We start from the raw sequence: 18,375 nt of genomic DNA on the forward strand, positions 1-18,375 counted from the left end.
TCCCGAAGGAACCTTCGTCATGACATCAATTACCCCCTTCCCCACTGAACGCACCGTGGTCCTGACCGGCGCCGCGTCAGCCCGCGGCATCGGCCGCGCCGCCGCCGACCGCCTGGCCAGCGAGGGCTGGTCCATCGCAATCCTGGACATCAACGCCGAGGACGCTTCTGCCGCTGCCGCCGAGATCGGTTCCAACCGCGCGGTCAAAGCCATCGGCGTCGGGGCGGACGTCTCCGACGCCGCGTCGGTAGACCGGGCCATCACGGAGATCGAGGGCGCGCTGCCCCCGATCGTGGCCCTGGCCAACCTGGCCGGCATCAGTTCCCCGACGCCGTTCATGGAAACCACGGTCGAAGAATGGGACAAGGTCTTCGCCATCAACATGCGCGGATCCTTCATCGTCTCCCAGCGGGTGCTCAAGGGCATGATCGAGCGCAAGCTCGGGCGGATCGTGAGCATCTCCTCGATTTCGGCACAGCGGGGCGGCGGGACCTACTCCAAGGTCGCATACAGCGCGTCCAAGGCCGGGATCATCGGATTCACCCGCGCCCTGGCCCGCGAGGTGGGCGAATTCGGCGTCACCGTCAACGCCATCGCCCCCGGCCCCATCGACACCGACATCATGGGCGGCACTCTAAGCGAGGACCGCAAGGCGCAGATGTCCGAGGGCATCATGATGGGGCGTGTCGGCAGCCGCGAGGAAGTGGCGGCGCTCATCGCCTTCCTGCTCGGCCCGGACGCCGGCTACATCACGGCGGCCACGTATGACATCAACGGAGGCCTCCAGGTCTCCTAACCTGCCCACACCCCCCGTTGCGCTATCACTCTTAGGCCTTAAAATGCCGGAATGGCCACCAAAAGTGATAGCGCAACGGGGGAGGGGCACCGGGTGATGCGCCGTCGACGTCGGTCCCCGTCGCGGCTTTGGCCACGGTCTAGGCTGGCTCCATGAGCGCCGCCCGCAGCCTTTATCCCAGCCCCCGCACGTTGGAGGTCGAGAGCCTTGCCGGTTTCGACCGGTTTGTCGCCGCCGGGGCGGGCAGCATGCACGGCTGGCATGTCCAGTCGCTGGACCTGCGGGGCCGCCGGGCACAGCTGGAGGCACTGGAGGTCCAGGGCGCGGTCTTCCTGGGTTGCACGTTTGACTACGGTGTGGAGGATTCGCTGCGCGGCCGTGGCGCCCTCATCTTTCCCCGGCTCACGGCCGTCCCGTTCAACCCCTACCGCGGCCAGCTGTACACGCCGCAGGAACTGTATGCCGGGATCGCCAACTCGCCCTACGAGGACACCCTCGACGCGCGGGTCTACCAGTGGAGCATCCGGCCGGGCCAGCGCCGCCGCCTCGATGCGACACTGGCCGCCGCCCTGCATGATCACTCGATCGGCGTGGCCCTCGACGAGCTGACCGGCACCTATCTCCGCGCGGGCCGCACGACGGTGGGGGTCATGGGCGGGCATATTGCCCACCGCGGCACTGCCGTCTTTGAAGAAGCCGCCCTGCTGGGCCGGCTGCTGGCCCGCAGCAACCGGGTGGTTGCCACCGGCGGCGGCCCCGGGGCCATGGAGGCCGCCAATCTCGGGGCTTTCCTCAGCGAGGCCCCCGAGTCGGAACTCCGGCGGGCCCTGGCCGACCTCGCGGCGGTGCCCTCCTTCCGCCCCTCGGTGTCCGCCTGGGCGCGGGCGGCCGCGGCGGTCGCCCAGCGCCACCCGGAGGGTACTCCGTCGCTGGGGATTCCCACGTGGTTCTACGGTCATGAGCCGCCCAACTTCTTCGCCACGCACGTGGCCAAATACTTCGCGAATGCCATCCGGGAAGCCATCCTGCTCGAACTGTGCAACGGCGGCATCGTCTTTCTGCCAGGATCCGGCGGCACGGTCCAGGAGATCTTCCAGGACGCCTGCGAGAACTACTACGGCGCTCCGGAAACCGTCACTCCCATGGTCCTGGTGGGGCACGAGCACTGGCTGCGGCGATTCCCGGCATGGCCCCTCCTGCAGAGCCTGGCGTCCGGCCGCCGGATGGAAGGACGGATTTTCCTGGTGGACACCGTGGAGGAAGCCCTCGAAGCGCTGGAACGCTAGCCGGTCAGAGATCCTTGCGGCACTGGGCGTGACCGAGCTCGTAGAGTCCGTTCAGATCGCCGTCGGCAAGGCCGTCCGGGGCCCCGATCTCCGGGTACATCAGCTGGGCCGGGTCATCGACATGCTCCAGGCCCATCACATGGCCGAGTTCGTGCAGGATCACGGCCGTGGCATAGGCCGCGCCCTGGGCCCTGTCCAGGTCGTCCGCGATTTGCGGGGCATCCAGTTCCAGGCTGCCGGTAACGAAGCTCTTGGGACCGTCGCCGAAACTGAAGTGGGTGCTGCCGCCGGTGCCGATCACCGGGCCTTTGAGCTGCGGGGCCTGCTCCGGCGTGGTCCAGGCGATCAGCAGCGGCGCCCACCGCTCCCCGTAGAGATCCTTCTGGTAGGGCGCGCGGGTTGGCGAGGGCTCCTCGGACGTGGAGTCGTCATTGATGAACCTGATACCGGTGGCCTCAGAGATCGTTCGGATGGAGTCTGCCACGAGCCGCTCGGCGCCCTGCGGGGCCAAGACGGCATTGATGACGTAGTGCAGCGGCCGGCACGGCGAGTAACCCACCGGAGTGCCGTCGTCGTTCGTTGCGAGGAACTTGTACGAGGTGCTGGCGGTCTGCGGTTTCCGGGGCGTGCCGAGAGGGTGGTCCTGCTCCTCAAGCCCGGGCGGGGGAGTGTCCGTCCGGTCCCCGCCGGCCGGCACGGCAGGCTGGCCGGACCCCTGGCCGGACCGCGGCGCCACCGGCAGGACACGGCCTGCGCTGTCCCCTGCGTTGTGCCCCGCGTTTTCTCCCGCTCCCCGGCTGACCTCGAAGAGGCCGGTGAATCGGGGATCGCCGTAGACGAGTCCGGCGGTGAGGAAGGCCCCGCCAGCGATCACCGCGGCGGCGGCAAGGTTCCTGCTAACCCGCAGCGCCGTGGCACCCCGGCTGTGACGCGGCCCCCGGTCCCGAAAAACAGGGCCGTCCACTAGCCAACCACGGCGCCAAAGGCCATGCCCAGCAGGTACGTCACGCCGGCGGCCCCCATGCCGATGGCCAGCTGGCGCAGGCCGCGGGTGGCGGGCGACGTGCCGGAGAGCAGGCCCACGACCCCGCCGGTAAGCAGCAGTGCCAAGCCAACGAGGGAGGCGGAAACCACCAGCGCGGCGAGTCCTGTCATGCCCAGCAAGAAAGGAATGATGGGTACGATAGCGCCGGACGCGAAGAAGCAGAAGCTCGACGCCGCCGCGCCCCAAGCGGTGCCGACAGCCTCGTGCTGGTCCCCGCTTTCGGGCAGTTCCGGCCGCAGGGACAGGCTTGGATCGCAGTCGCAGTCCAGCAGGCCCATGCGCTCCGCGACGCGGTGCTCGGCGGCCTCCCGGGACATGCCGCGGGCCAGGTAGACGAGCAGGAGTTCGTTGTGCTCAATATCCAGCAGCGGTGCCGCCGCCAACGTGATTTGGGTGGGACGGGTGGCGGCGAGGAGTTCCCGCTGCGACCGCACGGAAATAAATTCGCCGGCCCCCATGGACAGTGCGCCGGCCAGCAGCCCGGCGACGCCGCTCAGGAGCACCACCTGGCTTCCCACGCCCGAGGCCGCCATGCCCATGACGAGGGACAGGTTGCTGACCAGCCCGTCGTTGGCGCCGAAGACGGCGGCGCGGAACGTTCCCGCCAGCCGGTTGCGGCCCCGGGTGGCCAGTCCGCGGACCACTTCTTCATGGATCTGCTCGTCGGCGACCATGGCGGGGGTGGCAAACGATTCAGTGGCGTAGGGCGAGCGGCTCTCCGCCCGCTGGGCCAGGGCCAGGACGAAGACCGAGCCGAAGTGCCGGGCCAGGAACCCCAGGAACCGGCTCCGCAGTGAGGCATGCCGGTTCTTGCCGGCGTGCTCGCCCAGCAACTGGATCCAGTGCGCCTCATGGCGTCCCTCGGCCTCGGCCAGCGCCAGCAGAATGGCGCGCTCCTCGCCGGAGCGGTTCTGCGCCAGGTCCCGGTAGACGGCCGCCTCGGCGCGCTCATCGGCGAGATACTGGCGCCAGCGCTTGATGTCCGCGGCGCTGGGATCTGAGCCGGGAGCCGCACTGGGAGCTGAGCTTGGTGCGGTGGCGGGAGTTGCGGCGGGGGGAGAACTGGGGGTTGCGCCGGGGGCAGGGGAGGCGTGTGGCGGGGCGGGACGCGGGTCCGTGCTGCGGGCTGGCGAGGCTTGTGCCGGGTGTTGCTGCGAAGAATCGTTGCAGTCCGATTCGGTGTGCTGAGACACGAAAAACTCCTGGGTTTGGTCGGGCGTGGTCCGGCCCCATTGCGACTCCAGAGTACCGCGTAATTCCGCGCTTTTCCGGCTGGCCATCCTCAGCGGAAAGTTTAGGGAGGCCGTAACTGAACTGCTGCGAAAGGGCCGTCCGCAGCTTCTGTTCGGCAGCAATTGTGTGCCCTTGACCGTCCGTGTCCGCGGTGTTCGAATGAAAGCCAGGGCGGGCTCCCCGGGGCCTTGCCGCCACTGAAGCCGCACGGAGGTTGCACCATGGATAGCGCCGCATCACATCCCATCCAGCCGGCCCGGGAATCACTCGAGTCCGATCCCGCCTACGACTACGCCGAGGACGCGCCGGTCGGTGATGCCGCGGAGACCGAGGACGAGGAGCTTCTCCAAGAGGCCGATCAGCTCGTTCCCCTGGACGCGGACGACTTCCTGGGCGACGAGAAGCCGGTGGTGCCTTTGGAAGGGGAGGAGTTCCTTGAGCCCGAGGAGAATGAGTGATTCTCCCATGGGCAGTTAACTTCCATAACGGCCGACGGCGGCGCCCCCGGAAGGGGAGCGCCGCCGTCGACCTTTAACTCGCCGACCCTGGCAGGTCAGGGCTTTAGTGCGTGAGGGCCGGAGCCACTTCTTCCTCGGCCGCGCCGCCGGCGACACGCCGGCGCCAGTTCTGCATGACCGCGGGATCCGTCGGCTTGGTCAGCAGCGACACGGCGATGTAGACGATCGCGGAGGCCGCCAGGCCGTAGTAGATCGGCTCGTTGGCGTAGATGCCGTCCAGCGGAACCTCGGCGTTGATTTCCAGGATGATCATGGTCCCGAGCGTGATGACCGAGCCCACCGCCATGGACGACGCTGCGGCGACGCCGGTACCGCGCTTCCAGACCAGGCCGCCGAGGATGGCCACGAGCAGGCCGCCAACAAGGATGTCGTAAGCAATGGTCAGGGCCGCGACAACGTCCTTGGTGACAATGGCGATCACGATCGCCACGACGCCGAGGCCCAGGACCCACATGCGGTTGGCTTTGACGTCGTGTTCCGGGTTGTCGGTGTCATCGGTGTTGACGGTCTTGCCGAACCAGCCGGCGACGAACGGCAGCACATCGGCGCGGGCCACGGTGGCAGCCGCGATCAGGGCACCGGAGGCGGTGGACATCATTGCGGCGACGGCGGCGGCGAGCACGAGGCCGCCGATGCCGATGGGCAACAGGTGGGTGGCAACCTCGGCGTAGACAACGTCCTTGCCCAGGGCTTTGACGTCGATCTGCGGCAGGGCGACCCGGGCGCCGAGGCCGATCAGGGCACCGGCAGCACCGTAGAGGATGCAGTAGATACCGGCCGTGGCGCCGCCCCAGCGCGCAACTTCAGGCGTCTTGGCGGTGAACACGCGCTGCCAGATGTCCTGACCGATCAGCAGGCCGAGGGTGTAGACCACAAAGTAGGTGATGATCGTCTGGACGCCGATGCCGTCGATCTGGAAGAAGGAGGCATCCACCCGGCTGCGGATTCCGTCGAGTCCGCCGGCAGCATTGAGCGTGAATGGCAGCATCAGCACGAAGATGCCCACCGTCTTGATGACGAACTGGACCTGGTCGGCCAGCGTGATGGACCACATGCCCCCGATTGTCGAATAAACCAGCACGATTGCCCCGCCGACGGCGATCGCGAGGGCGCGGTCCCAGCCGAAGAGCACCACGAAGATGGTGGCGTAGGCGCCGGTGGAGGTGGCGCAGAGCATCAGCGTGTAGGCGAGCATGACGATGCCGGAGGTCTGCGTGGACTTGCTGCCGTAGCGCAGGGTCAGCATCTGGGACACGGTGTAGATCTTCAGCTTCTGGATGGTGCTGGCGAAGAGCAGGCTCAGCAGCAGGACGCCGGCGCCGATTGCGACCACAAGCCACATGCCGGAGATGCCGAACTTGTAGCCAAGGCCCACACCTCCGACCGTCGAGGCGCCGCCCAGGACGACGGCGGCCATGGTGCCGGTGTAGAGGAACGGCCCGAGACGGCGGCCGGCGACCAGGAAGTCGCTATTGTTCTTGGTGCGGGACTTGCCCCACCAACCGAACGCCAACATGGCGGCCAGGTACACCACCACAATGGCGATGTTGACGAAAGTTGCGTCCATTAAGGGCTCCTTGGAGCTGGTTGGCAGCGGATGCGGGCATTGCCGGGCCTCAACGATGCGTCCGACAAGTCTGCTGCTGCGTGACGTGATGGGAGGAGGATGTCCGTCGGAACCTCCGGTATTGCCTAATAGGCAACACATGTTGCCATGAAGAGTATGTTGTGACCTCGGTAACAGTCAAGGCGCATTACGTGCCGCCGCGCATCCGCGTCACGACGGCCCGATCCAGCTAGGATTGCTCCAATGATGGGGCCGAGCGGCCGGCCGTGAAAGGTTCCTAAATGAAGGCTCTACCAGTTGAACCGAGCAATGTTCCCGTTGCCATCGGTTCGCGGATCCGCGCCGCCAGGCAGTCCCAGCGGCTCACTATTGAACAGGTCGCAGACGCCACCGGGCTCACCAAGGGATTCCTCAGCCGGGTCGAGCGGGACCTCACCTCGCCCTCGGTAGCCTCCCTGGTGACGCTGTGCCAGGTCCTGTCCATCTCGATCGGCGACCTCTTTGCCGCCCCCGAAACGCACCTCACGAAGCAGAGTGAGGGTCCCCGCATCTCCCTTGGCGGCGAGGGGATCGTCGAGCGGCTGCTCACCGCGCGCTCCGAGCGCCGCGTCCAAATCATTCAGGCGGTGATCGAGCCGCGCGGGCGCGGGGAGTCCGAACTCTATGCCGTCGACTGCGATGTCGACGTCCTGCATGTGGTCAAGGGAAGCATCCGGCTGATTCTCACCAATGAGGAATTCGAGCTCAGCGCCGGGGACACCGTGACGTTCCCCGGCCGGGAACCCCACACCTGGGTCAATCCCACAGACGACGCCGTCGAGGTGCTGTGGGTGCTGGTGCCTGCCGCCAGCCGCTGACCTCGCGCGGGGCCGGCCCGCCTGCCTTCCGTTGCACTCCTTCCCGGTTGCTAAGCCGACGAAGGCTGAGGGCTGGCGCCCAGTCCCGGAATCTAGCGGGCGATCCGGGTGTGCACGGAGGCAAGTGGGCAGGAACGTCACGGAACGCTGTGCGGGGTCCGGCTCAGCACGGCCCGAATTTCAGCGATGACACGCTCCGGCTCAAACCAGATGTGCTCCGGCATGTACCTCAGCACGGCAAACCCGTTGACCGTGGAGGCGTTGTTGCGTCCCAGATCCCGGCGCATGGCCTCGCGGTTGGAGTGGAATGCGTAGCCGTCCACTTCCACGATGAGGAATCCCTCAATCAGGAAGTCGACCCGGCCGATTCCCGGGAGCTGGACCTGGGTGTCGAAGCCGATTCCGTTTGCGTTGAAGAGATGCTGGGCATCGACCTCCACGATTGACTCGGCGCGTAAATCCAGCTGCCGCAGGGCCTGGAGTACCGGACCCGACCGGTCGCCGATGAGCTGGGCCTTTAGCAATTCGAGGGGAATGCCATGCAAGCGCATGGCCGATGTCGCCAGGGCTGTTGATGCGGGCGGCCTCAAACACGACAGGGCATGCAGCGCAACGTCTTCGACCGCGGCCACTGGCAGCCGGGCAGGGCCATCGAACCTGATGGTCCGGTGTCTGATGAAGCCGGTTCCGTGGCCGTGGTTGCAGGCCAAGTGATGCTGGGCCGGGATTTCTCTAAGCCAGAGGCCGTAGTGCGCGGCCGCACTGGCGCAGGTGACGCGGGCGTTGTGCCGAATGGCGGCAGCGAGCTCCGGCTGGCACTCGGAGAGCATGAACACTCCTCGCCGGGGTTGGCACGCCCCCGCCCTCGTCAGCCCGGCGATGTCCGTCCGGGAGTATCCCGCGGCCAAAAACTGGCCGGTCCGGGCGACTCCGCCGACTTGTGCAAGGTAGCTGATGGGGTCCATGTCGCCAGTCCATAGGGTCGGCCTGGACCGCGGAAGGCGGTAATGGGGCTATGTGGACATTGGGCCGTGCTGGCAATTCGGCTGTTTGGACACCCACAGGCGGGCGCTGGCTGCGTTCCTTCCCGGCTGCCTGACACGGGGGCGGCTTCGCGGCGGGCAAAAACGCTGAATCCCGGGCGGGCCTGGGGGTGGGCGTAGAAGTAACCGGGGAGGAACGTCGGCCGGCCGCTTACCAGGGCCGCGGGATTGGCCTTGGTGAGATTTACGTCACATTCCGGAAATCTGCCGGAAACAGCAAATTAATGCCCGGGGCGCTCGCGTAACGTGCCAGCAAAAATCGGAGAGCCTTCCCGAAACACCCCGTGGGTAGCGTCATCTGCGGGGGGACGTACAACAGTCCCAAATCTCACTTGGTCTCGCCGAATCGGCGCCTCGGAGCGCCGGCACTCGAGGAAGGCTCCCGCTATGAAGTTCTCTGTGCTTGCAGTAGGAATGGCAGTAGATCCGCAGGTCCTTGACCCCGGATCGACCGCGTGGATGCTCACGGCGTCCGCCCTGGTCCTCCTGATGACCCCCGGTCTTGCGTTCTTCTACGGCGGGCTCGTCAGGATGAAGTCCGTGCTCAACATCATGATGATGAGCTTCGGCGCCATGGGCGTGGTGGCCGTCGTCTGGGCCCTGTGGGGCTACGGACTGGCCTTCGGCCCGGATGCATTGGGCGGATTCGTCGGGGATCCCTTCACTAATTTCGGCCTGAGCGGGCTGACCACCAGCATCGGCACCAAGGCGGCAGGCCTGCCGGACATGATATTTGTCGGCTTCCAGGCCACATTCGCCATCATCACTGTCGCGCTCATCAGCGGGGCGGTGGCCGAACGGGTCAGGTTCGGACCCTGGCTGCTCTTTGCCGCCCTCTGGGTCACACTCGTCTACGCGCCGATCGCGCACTGGGTCTGGGGCGGCGGCCTCTTCGGACCCACCGGCATCATCGGCAGCAAGATCTCGGCCCTCGACTTCGCCGGCGGTACGGTCGTCCACATGAACGCCGGCATAGCCGGACTCATGCTGGCCGTGGTTCTGGGCAAGCGGCTCGGCTTCATGAAAGACCCCAACATCCGCCCGCACAACCTGCCGTTCGTCATGCTCGGCGCAGGGCTGCTCTGGTTCGGCTGGTTCGGCTTCAACGCCGGCTCGGAACTCGCCGCCGACGCCACGGCCGCCCTGGCCTGGACCAACACGCTGCTTGCCACCAGCGCCGCCCTGCTGGGCTGGCTGCTCGTGGAGCGGCTGCGCGACGGGCATGCCACCTCGCTCGGAGCCGCCTCTGGTGCCGTCGCGGGACTCGTGGCCGTCACCCCGGCCTGCGGCTTCATCGACCCCGTCGGGGCAATCCTGATCGGCACGATCGCCGGAGCCGTCTGCGCGCTCGCCGTCGGGCTGAAGTTCAAGATCGGACTCGACGACTCCCTGGATGTCGTGGCTGTGCACTTCGTTGGCGGCCTGTGGGGGACCCTGGCCCTCGGATTCTTCGCACTTCCGTCCGCCAAGACCGGCGGTGGCCTCTTCTACGGCGGCGGCCTGGCGCAGTTCTGGCCACAGATCCTCACCGCGCTGATTGTCACGGCATGGAGCGCCGCCATGACCACCCTGATTGGCTTCGCGATCCACAAGAGCATCGGCATGCGCGTTTCCCAGGCCGACGAGCTCTCCGGCATCGACGTGACGGAGCACGCCGAAACGGCGTACGAACTCCTCATGGTTGGCGGCAGCTTCCACCCGGGTGACCCGCATGCCAGGACTGATGCTTCCCAGGCCCACGCCCAGACCGAAGGCCACGCCCAGACCGAAGCCCAGGCCGAGGCCCAGGCCCAGGCCGAAGGCGAGGCCGCCCGCGGCAAGGTGTCGTCATGAAGCTCGTCACGGCCATTGTGCGCCCGGAGCGGGTTGACGCCGTCAGCGCGGCCCTGGAGCGGTCCGGAGTCAACGGCCTGACCGTGAGCCAGGCCAGCGGCTATGGCCGGCAGCGGGGCCACACCGAGGTGTACCGGGGTGCCGAGTACAGCTCCGACCTGCTGCCCAAAGTGCGGCTGGAAGTCCTGGTCAACGAGGACGCCCTCGGCGCCGTCATGGCCGCCATTGAAGAGGGCGGACGCACGGGCCACTTCGGCGACGGCAAGATCTGGATTATTGACGTCCGCGACGCCGTCCGCGTCCGGACGGGGGAGCGGGGCGCGTCGGCCATCGCGTGAGGTTCTTGGTAAACAATTGATGCGCAACGCGAAACTTCGAGTGTATGATGGCAGTCACAACCGTCGGTCAATCCTCGAAGGAGAGGCTTCTTTTGGAAGAGCTGCGCATCGAGGCCAATGGCAACCTTGGCCCCATCGATTCATCCCGCGTCCCACGCTACGCCGGGGCCGCCACCTACGCCCGCCTGCCGCGCCTGGACCAGGTGGCCAAGGCAGACGTCACGGTGGTCGGCGTGCCGTTCGACTCCGGCGTCTCCTACCGCCCCGGCGCCCGCTTCGGGGCCAACCACGTCCGCGAGGCCAGCCGCCTGCTGCGGCCGTACAACCCGGCGTGGGACGTCAGTCCCTTCGAGAACATCCAGGTTGCCGACGCCGGCGACATGGCGGTCAACCCGTTCAACATCAACGACGCCATCGAAACTATCCAGCAGAACGCCCTGGACCTCACGGCGTCCGGCAGCAAGCTGCTGACCCTCGGCGGCGACCACACCATCGCCCTGCCGCTGCTGCGCGCCGCCGCCGAGCGCGCCGGCGGCCCCATTGCCATGCTGCACTTCGATGCGCACCTGGACACCTGGGACACCTACTTCGGCGCCGAATACACCCACGGCACCCCGTTCCGCCGCGCCGTCGAAGAAGGCATCCTGGACACCGAGGCCATCAGCCACATCGGCACCCGCGGCCCGCTCTACGGCAAGAAGGACCTCGACGACGACCACCGCTTCGGCTTCGGCATCGTCACCTCGGCGGATGTCTACTACCAGGGCGTCCTGGAGACGGTGGCCAAGGTCCGGGACCGGATCGGGAACCGCCCGCTCTACATTTCGGTGGACATTGACGTCCTGGACCCCGCCCACGCACCGGGCACCGGCACACCGGAAGCCGGCGGCATCACAAGCCGCGAACTGCTGGAAATCATCCGCGGCTTCCGCGGCATGAACCTGGTGGGGGCCGACGTCGTCGAGGTTGCCCCGGCGTACGACCACGCCGAGATCACCGGCGTGGCGGCCAGCCATGTCGCCTACGAACTCGTGACCCTGATGGCGGACCGCGCCGTCGAAGGGGACCGCTTCGGCGCCCCGAACGGCTACGCGGCCCAGGCCCTCGGCCAGGAATCCCGGCGCCCCGCCGGCTTCGGCTCCCCTGTGGCTTCGCCGGCGGCTTCGCGATGACCGGCGTGCGCAACGGCGGAGACCTCGTCGTCGAGACCCTTGAGGCGCTCGGCGCCAAGACGGTCTTCGGCATCCCGGGCCAGCACGCCCTGGGCCTGTTCGATGCCATGGGCCGCGGGAACCTGCACTTTGTCTCCTCCCGGGTCGAGAACAACTCGGCCTTCGCCGCGGACGGCTACTCCCGCGCCACCGGCGAGGTCGGCGTGCTGTTCCTGTCCACCGGCCCCGGCGCGCTGACGTCGCTGGCCGGGCTGCAGGAGGCCTACGCCACCGGCGTGCCCATGGTGGTCGTGGCGAGCCAGATCCCGCTCGATGGCCTCGGCGCGCGCCGCAAGGGCATGCTGCACCAGCTCGATGACCAGAAGGCCTCGGCCGCGAACGTCACCAAGTCCCAGCGCCTGATCCAGCACGCCTCCGGCATCCCCTCGGCCATCCAGGATGCCTGGACCGAGGCGATCTCCTCGCCGCAGGGCCCGGTCTGGCTGGAAATCCCGCAGAACGTCCTGCTGGACCCCATCATGGTGCCTCCCGTGGAGGACGCCCTCGCCGAAGCGGCCGACAACCCGCCCCGCGTGGAGCTGGTCCGCGAAGCCGTCAAATGGCTCTCGACGGCGGAACGTCCCGCCATCATCGCCGGCGGCGGCACCCGCCGCGGCCGGGCCGGAAAGTCGCTGCTCTCGATCGCGGAGAAGCTGCGGGCGCCGGTGATCTGCACGCCCGGCGGCAACGGCGCGTTCCCCTGGAACCATGAGCTCTCGCTGCAGTCCTGGATCGAGGACCAGTACATGACGGAGGTGCTCGAGGACGCCGACGTGCTGATCGTGATCGGCTCCTCCCTGGGCGAGGTCACCTCGAACTACTTCACCTTCGAACCGCGCGGCCGGATCATCCAGATCGACGCCGAGCCCCGGGTCCTGGAGTCCAACCGCCCCGGCCTGGGCATCCGTGCCGACGCCGGCCAGGCCCTCGCCGCCCTCGACGAGGCCCTGACCGAACCACACGGCGAACGCGCCGACTGGCACGGCACCTCTCCCGAAGCCCTGGTCAAGGACACTCTGGCCAAGGTCACGGCCCGGCTCGAGTCCCAGGACCTCGGCAAGGAACTGAAGTTCATGGCCGACATCCGCGAGGCCGTTCCCACGGGCATGCAGACATTCTGGGATATGACCATCTCGGCCTACTGGGGCTGGAGCTGCTGGGACGCCCGCGAGGGCCAGTTCCACTCCGCGCAGGGCGCCGGCGGGCTGGGCTTCGGCTTCCCGGCGGCGATCGGCGGCGCCGTCGGGCTGGAGACCACCGGCGCGCCCGGCGGTTCGGCCCGCGTGCTGGCCGTCTCCGGCGACGGCTCGGCCATGTACTCCATCTCCGAGCTCGCCACCGCCAAGCAGCACAATGTTCCGGTCACCTGGCTGATCGTGGACGACGGCGGCTACGGCATCCTGCGCGAATACATGGTGGGCGCCTTCGGCAAGGCCACGGCCACCGAGCTCGCCCGGCCCGACTTCGTCAAGCTGGCCGAGGCCTTCGGCGTCCCGGCAGTCCGCGTGGCTCCCGAGGACGTCGGGGACGCCCTGAAGGCCGGCTTCGCGGCGGATGGCCCCAACGTCGTCGTCGTCGAAACCCTGCTCAAGATGTTCGGCCCCACCCACCTGGCCACGTAGTCGCCCGGGCGACACTGCCCTCAACAACACGGCACGACACAACCACACAGCACAGCACAGCGCAGCGGACCGGCCGGGTCTGCCCCTCACCGAGAGGGGCGGACCCGGCCGGTCCGCGTTGCCATTTAAGTGCCCCTTCAGCGTCCTTTCGTGGGCTGTCCGGCAGCCCTCTCCAAAGAGTTAGTTTCCCGAAGTAACCAATTTAGTATATAGTTGCCTTGGGCAAACAAAAGAGGGGTGTCCATCATGTCAGTTGAATCCAACGCTGCAGCCAAACTCGTCTACCAGATCTTCGACCTCCAGCGCGCCGTCCGCTGCGTTGCCGCCGCCAGCCAGCGCGGGCAGGACACCGGAGTGGCGCTTCAGGGCGTTCTTCGCTTTGTGGGGGAGGGCGAATCCCGGGCCACGCATCTTGCGGAGCGGCTCGGCGTCAGCGCTCCCGTCCTTAGCCGGCACATCGCCGATCTCGAAGAGCACGGCTATGTGGTCCGCCGGCCGGACCCGGAAGACGGCCGCGCGCAGCTGATCGCCCTGTCCGTCTCCGGCGCGGAGAAACTGCGCGTCATCGAGGACCACCGGACGGCCACCATCCAGGGCCTGCTGCAGGACTGGAGCCAGGACGACGTCGAACTGACGGCGCGCACCCTCGAAAAACTTGCTGAGTCCCTGAGGACCTCAGCCCGGGCAACGACGGCCGGAACCACGAATACGACCGAAATTGTTGAGGAGTAGATATATGGCTAGCCACGCTGCCGCCACGGGGCCGTCCCCGGCCCCGTCGGACCTTCCGCCCAGGGCGCCCCGCGCATCCCAGCCCGCCGCAGAACCTGCGGCGATGACCCACCGCCAGATTATGGAGGCGCTGACCGGGCTGCTGGCGGCGTTCTTCACCGCCATCCTGAGCAGCACGATCGTTGCCAACGCGCTGCCCACCATCATGTCCGAGCTTAAGGGCACCCAGACGGACTTCGCCTGGGTGATCACTGCCGCACTCCTGGCCAACGCGGCGACCACGCCGATCTGGGGCAAGCTGGCGGACCTCTTTAACAAGAAGGTCCTCGTCCAGCTGAGCATCGTGATCTTCGTGGCCGGCTCGGTCATGGCCGGCCTGTCCGAGACCATCCCGCTGCTGCTGACCGCCCGTGTCATCCAGGGCATCGCCATGGGCGGCCTCACCGCCCTGGCCCAGGCGATCATCGGCTCCATGATCCCGCCGCGCGACCGCGGAAAATACTCCGGCTACATGGGCGGCGTCATGGCCGTGGGCACTGCCGGCGGCCCGCTGCTCGGCGGCTTCATTGTCGACAGCCCGCTGGGGTGGCGCTGGACCTTCTTTGTCTGCGTCCCGCTCGCGGTGGTCGCGCTCATCCTGCTGCAAGTCACCCTGAAAATTCAGCACATCAAGCGCCCGGCCAAGATCGACTGGCTCGGCTCCATCCTGCTGACCTCGGGCGTCAGCCTGCTGCTCATCTGGGTCTCCTTCGCCGGCAACCCGGACTACTACGACTGGTGGTCGTGGCAGTCCGTCGCCATGGTGGGCGGCGGCGTCCTGCTCCTGGGCCTGCTGGTGCTGGTGGAATCCCGGGTAGCCCAGCCCATCATCCCGCTCAAGATCATCTCGGAGCGGACCACGGCTCTCGCGATCCTCGCCTCGGTGGCCGTCGGCGTGGGCATGTTCGGCTCCTCGACGTTCCTTGGCCAGTACTTCCAGGTGGCTCGCGGTGCCACCCCCACTGAAGCCGGCCTGCTCACGCTGCCCATGATCGCGGGCAACCTGATCGGTTCGGTCGCCTCGGGCATGCTCATCAGCCGCACCGGCAAGTGGAAGCGGTACCTGGTGGCCGGCGCCATCCTGCTGATCGGCGGCCTCGGCCTGGCCGGCAGCATGGACCACACCACTGACCTGTGGCTGACCGGTATCTACACGGCCATCCTCGGCGTCGGTCTGGGCCTGCTGATGCAGAACCTCGTGCTCGCCGTCCAGAACACGGTGCAGGCCAAGGACATCGGCACGGCCAGTGCTTCGGTTGCCTTCTTCCGGTCCGTCGGCGGAGCAATCGGCGTCTCGGTCCTCGGCGCCGTGCTGGGCAACCGGGTCAAGCAGCTCGTCGTGGAGGGACTCGCCTCCGCCGGAATCCAGGTCCCGGCCGGATCTGCCGGTGCAAGCATGGACCTCAAGGACATGCCGGCACCGATCCGCAACATCATGCGGGCGGCCTACGGCGACGCGATCGCTGAGGTCTTCCTGATCTCTGCAATCATCGGCCTCGTGGCGCTGGTTGCCATCCTGTTCATCAAGGAGCGCCCGCTGCGCCGCACCGTTGATGTCCGCCCGGAGCCTGCCGAGCACGCAGCGGACGCCGCTGCCGATGCTGCTGTGGCCGCCGCGGGAGGTGCCGCTGCAACGGCCTTGGGGAACGCGGGGAACGACGCCGTCAAGGCAGTTTCGTCCGCCGGCGGACCCGGCATCGTGGACCTGGACCGGGAATTCATCGAGGTCCTCAGCCGGGAGCGCGCCGAATCCCGTTTCCCCGATGCCGCCCGCCGGGATGCCGACCTTGGCTTCATGGCCAGTGTTGGCTCCGGCCAGGATTCCGGTCCGACGGAGTCCGGTGCTGCGGACTTCGGTGCGGCGGAGTTCGGTGCGGAGCGGGCGGCCGAGAGGGAGGGCGGCCGCCAGCGGGCCCGGACCATGGTGGCCGAGAACCGGCCCGAGGTCGCCGACGTCGTACCCGTGCTGCTGCAGACCCAGCAGCTGCTGGCGGAGCAGCAGCTCCAACTGGCGGACGCGCTGCGCGCAGTGCACGAGCAGGCCGCAGAGCAGAGAGCGATCGCCGCGGAACAGGCCCGGGTTGCCGAAGAGCTCAAGGTCCTGCGCCGGCAGCTCGCCAAGCAGCGTAAGATGCAGCGCGCGGCGGCCGACTACATCGCCACGCACGGGCGTCACCGCACCGAGTAGGGCCGGCTCACAGTACCGGACCGTTCGGTGACGAATCCGAGAGGCCCCGCGGCCGCCCCAAGGGCAGCCGCGGGGCCTTCGCGTGGCCGGCCTTCGCGCGGCCGGCCTTCGCGGCAGGGCCCGCGGCAGACGCCGCGGGGGGCTTAAAGTACACCGTTTGGATGATATTCAGTGTCCCGTGTTCCCCCCGGGCGGGGGATTTCGTAGAGTTGGGTGGCTATGGCTGTCGGACGTAGGCGCTAGTCTCCTATCAGCTTTCCAATGCACTTCGTTATTTGGTCTTCCAATAATTCAGTCTTCGTATAATTCGGTCTTCGTAAGGACTCCTGGGCATGCTCGTCACTCTCATGCGGCGCTATTCCAAGCCGTATCTGCCATACATCGCGGCTGTGGTCATTTTTCAGCTGGCTTCGACCATCGCGGCGTTGTACCTCCCCAGCCTCAATGCCCAGATCATCGATGAGGGCGTCTCCCGCGGCGACACCGATTACATCTGGCGCACCGGCGGTGTCATGCTCGGCGTCGCCCTGATCCAGGTGGCCACCGCGATCGCCGGCGTCTACTTCGGTTCGAAGGCTGCGATGGCGTTCGGCCGTGACCTGCGCCGCGGCGTCTTCCGCAAGGTGAGCAGCTTCTCGGCGCGGGACGTCAACCTCTTCGGCGCCCCCACCCTGATCACGCGCGGCACCAACGATGTGCAGCAGGTCCAGATGCTCATGCTCATGGCGCTGAACTTCATGGTGGCCACGCCCATCATGTGCATCGGCGGGATCTTCATGGCCTTGCGCGAGGACCTCAACCTGTCCTGGCTCGTCTGGGTTTCTGTGCCCCTGCTCGTCGTTGTGGTGGGCTACCTTGTGGTCCGTCTGATGCCGCTCTTCCGTTCCATGCAGGAGAAGATCGACCGGCTCAACGGTGTCCTCCGCGAGCAGATCATCGGCATCCGCGTGGTCCGGGCCTTCGTGCGCGAACCGCACGAGGCCGAGCGCTTTGGCGCGGCCAACAAGGACCTCACCGACGTCTCGCTGAAGATCGGTTCCTTGTTTGTGCTGATGTTCCCCGCCATCGGCATGATCCTGCACGTCTCCACGGCCGCCGTGCTGTGGTTCGGTGGCCAGCGTGTCGATGCCGGTGAAATGCAGGTCGGCTCGCTGACGGCCTTCCTCCAGTACCTGTTGCAGATCCTCATGGCCGTCATGATGGGAACCTTTATGGCCATGATGATTCCCCGCGCCTCGGTCTGCGCCGACCGGATCGGTGAAGTGCTCGACGTCGAACCCTCCATCCGCGAAACGCTGACCCCGGTGGCGCCGGCGGCAAGGGCCGGACGTGTTGAATTCCGCAACGTGACCTTCGCCTACCCCGGCGCCGAGGCGCCGGTGCTGAGCAATATCAGCTTTACGGCAGAGCCCGGACAGACGGTGGCGATCATCGGCTCCACAGGGGCCGGCAAGTCGAGCCTGCTGGCCCTGCTGCCGCGGCTCTACGACGCCGAATCTGGCGAGGTCCTGCTCGACGGAGTCCCCGTCACCGCGCTGGACCGGGCCGAAATCACGCAGCGCGTGGCCATGGTGCCGCAACGGCCCTACCTGTTCTCCGGAACCATTGAGCACAACCTGCGCTTCGGCAAGCCCGAGGCCACGGACCAGGACCTGTGGGAGGCGCTGAGCGTCGCCCAGGCCGCGGATTTCGTGCGCGAAAAGAAGGGCGGCCTGGCATCGCGGATCGCCCAGGGCGGCACTAACGTCTCCGGCGGCCAGCGGCAGCGGCTCTGCATTGCCCGCGCCCTCGTCACCGAACCCAAGGTCTTCCTGTTCGACGACTCGTTCTCGGCCCTCGACGTCGCCACCGATGCCAGGCTCCGCCGGGCGCTCAAGGCCAAGACGGCCGATGCCACCGTGATCATCGTCGGCCAGCGCGTGTCCACCATTGCCGATGCGGACCAGATCCTCGTGCTGGACAACGGCAGGATCGTGGACCGCGGAACACATGAAGAACTGTTGGAAAGCTCCAGCACCTACCAGGAAATCGTCGAATCCCAGCTGAGCGCGGAGGCAGTGGCATGAG

The 18,375-nt window shown here is 67.4% G+C and carries 15 protein-coding genes; 11 read left to right on the forward strand and 4 right to left on the reverse strand.

Translation table 11 applies throughout. The features are described from left to right. Positions 1-19: 19 nt before the first annotated feature. Positions 20-796, forward strand: coding sequence for an SDR family NAD(P)-dependent oxidoreductase (locus tag BLQ10_RS16925; protein WP_091564060.1), 777 nt, complete (start codon positions 20-22; stop codon positions 794-796). A 152-nt stretch (positions 797-948) separates the two neighbouring features. After that, positions 949-2,082 (forward strand): LOG family protein, encoded by a 1,134-nt coding sequence (locus tag BLQ10_RS16930; protein WP_091564062.1) that lies wholly within the window; start codon positions 949-951, stop codon positions 2,080-2,082. Positions 2,083-2,086: 4 nt separating this feature from the next. Here BLQ10_RS16930 and BLQ10_RS16935 read toward each other — a convergent pair whose 3' ends face one another. Both BLQ10_RS16935 and BLQ10_RS16940 read right to left on the reverse strand, forming a co-directional pair. Further along, positions 2,087-3,046 carry a matrixin family metalloprotease gene (locus tag BLQ10_RS16935; protein WP_254785628.1) on the reverse strand — a complete coding sequence of 320 codons (960 nt, stop codon included), beginning with the start codon at positions 3,044-3,046 and terminating at the stop codon, positions 2,087-2,089. Continuing rightward, a complete protein-coding gene (locus BLQ10_RS16940; protein ID WP_254785629.1) occupies positions 3,046-4,320 on the reverse strand; it encodes a VIT1/CCC1 transporter family protein in 1,275 nt (424 codons plus the stop codon). The genes BLQ10_RS16935 and BLQ10_RS16940 overlap by 1 nt, the downstream gene beginning before the upstream one ends. A gap of 261 nt (positions 4,321-4,581) precedes the next feature. Here BLQ10_RS16940 and BLQ10_RS16945 point away from each other — a divergent pair, with 261 nt between their 5' ends. Next, positions 4,582-4,818: a hypothetical protein gene (locus tag BLQ10_RS16945; protein ID WP_091564064.1), complete on the forward strand. Its 237-nt coding sequence runs from the start codon at positions 4,582-4,584 to the stop codon at positions 4,816-4,818. 103 nt (positions 4,819-4,921) lie between these two features. On the opposite strand, the gene BLQ10_RS16950 is transcribed toward BLQ10_RS16945, so the two are convergent. Further along, positions 4,922-6,445, reverse strand: a complete 1,524-nt coding sequence (locus BLQ10_RS16950) for a sodium:solute symporter family protein (protein ID WP_091564066.1) — start codon at positions 6,443-6,445, stop codon at positions 4,922-4,924. 281 nt (positions 6,446-6,726) lie between these two features. On the opposite strand from BLQ10_RS16950, the gene BLQ10_RS16955 reads away from it, so the two are divergent. After that, a complete protein-coding gene (locus BLQ10_RS16955) occupies positions 6,727-7,302 on the forward strand; it encodes a helix-turn-helix domain-containing protein (protein WP_091564068.1) in 576 nt (191 codons plus the stop codon). A gap of 137 nt (positions 7,303-7,439) precedes the next feature. Here the strand turns inward: BLQ10_RS16955 and BLQ10_RS16960 are convergent, their stop codons facing one another. Continuing rightward, complete coding sequence (locus BLQ10_RS16960; protein WP_091564070.1) at positions 7,440-8,267, reverse strand: DUF559 domain-containing protein; 828 nt, start codon at positions 8,265-8,267, stop codon at positions 7,440-7,442. A gap of 465 nt (positions 8,268-8,732) precedes the next feature. Between BLQ10_RS16960 and BLQ10_RS16965 the strand changes: the two genes are divergently transcribed. From BLQ10_RS16965 to BLQ10_RS16995, 7 genes are all read left to right on the forward strand, one after another. Then, entirely contained in the window at positions 8,733-10,178 is a 1,446-nt protein-coding gene (locus BLQ10_RS16965) for an ammonium transporter (protein WP_091564072.1), read from the forward strand. Further along, on the forward strand, positions 10,175-10,516 hold the full coding sequence (locus BLQ10_RS16970) for a P-II family nitrogen regulator (RefSeq protein ID WP_090583148.1): 342 nt from the start codon (positions 10,175-10,177) through the stop codon (positions 10,514-10,516). Before BLQ10_RS16965 ends, BLQ10_RS16970 begins: the two co-directional genes overlap by 4 nt. Positions 10,517-10,608: 92 nt before the next feature. Next, positions 10,609-11,688: an agmatinase gene (gene speB, locus BLQ10_RS16975; protein WP_091564074.1), complete on the forward strand. Its 1,080-nt coding sequence runs from the start codon at positions 10,609-10,611 to the stop codon at positions 11,686-11,688. Continuing rightward, positions 11,685-13,349 (forward strand): thiamine pyrophosphate-binding protein, encoded by a 1,665-nt coding sequence (locus BLQ10_RS16980; protein WP_091564076.1) that lies wholly within the window; start codon positions 11,685-11,687, stop codon positions 13,347-13,349. The genes speB and BLQ10_RS16980 overlap by 4 nt, the downstream gene beginning before the upstream one ends. A 246-nt stretch (positions 13,350-13,595) precedes the next feature. Next, the gene (locus BLQ10_RS16985) at positions 13,596-14,081 is read left to right on the forward strand and encodes a MarR family winged helix-turn-helix transcriptional regulator (protein ID WP_091564126.1); all 486 of its coding nucleotides are present in this window, start codon (positions 13,596-13,598) and stop codon (positions 14,079-14,081) included. 103 nt (positions 14,082-14,184) lie between these two features. Then, positions 14,185-16,308 carry an MDR family MFS transporter gene (locus BLQ10_RS16990; protein WP_091564078.1) on the forward strand — a complete coding sequence of 708 codons (2,124 nt, stop codon included), beginning with the start codon at positions 14,185-14,187 and terminating at the stop codon, positions 16,306-16,308. Positions 16,309-16,640: 332 nt separating this feature from the next. Beyond that, on the forward strand, positions 16,641-18,374 hold the full coding sequence (locus BLQ10_RS16995) for an ABC transporter ATP-binding protein (RefSeq protein WP_091564079.1): 1,734 nt from the start codon (positions 16,641-16,643) through the stop codon (positions 18,372-18,374). The last annotated feature ends 1 nt before the right edge of the window (position 18,375 follow it).

This window comes from Arthrobacter sp. ok362 (genome assembly GCF_900102785.1).
GTDB lineage: Bacteria > Actinomycetota > Actinomycetes > Actinomycetales > Micrococcaceae > Arthrobacter.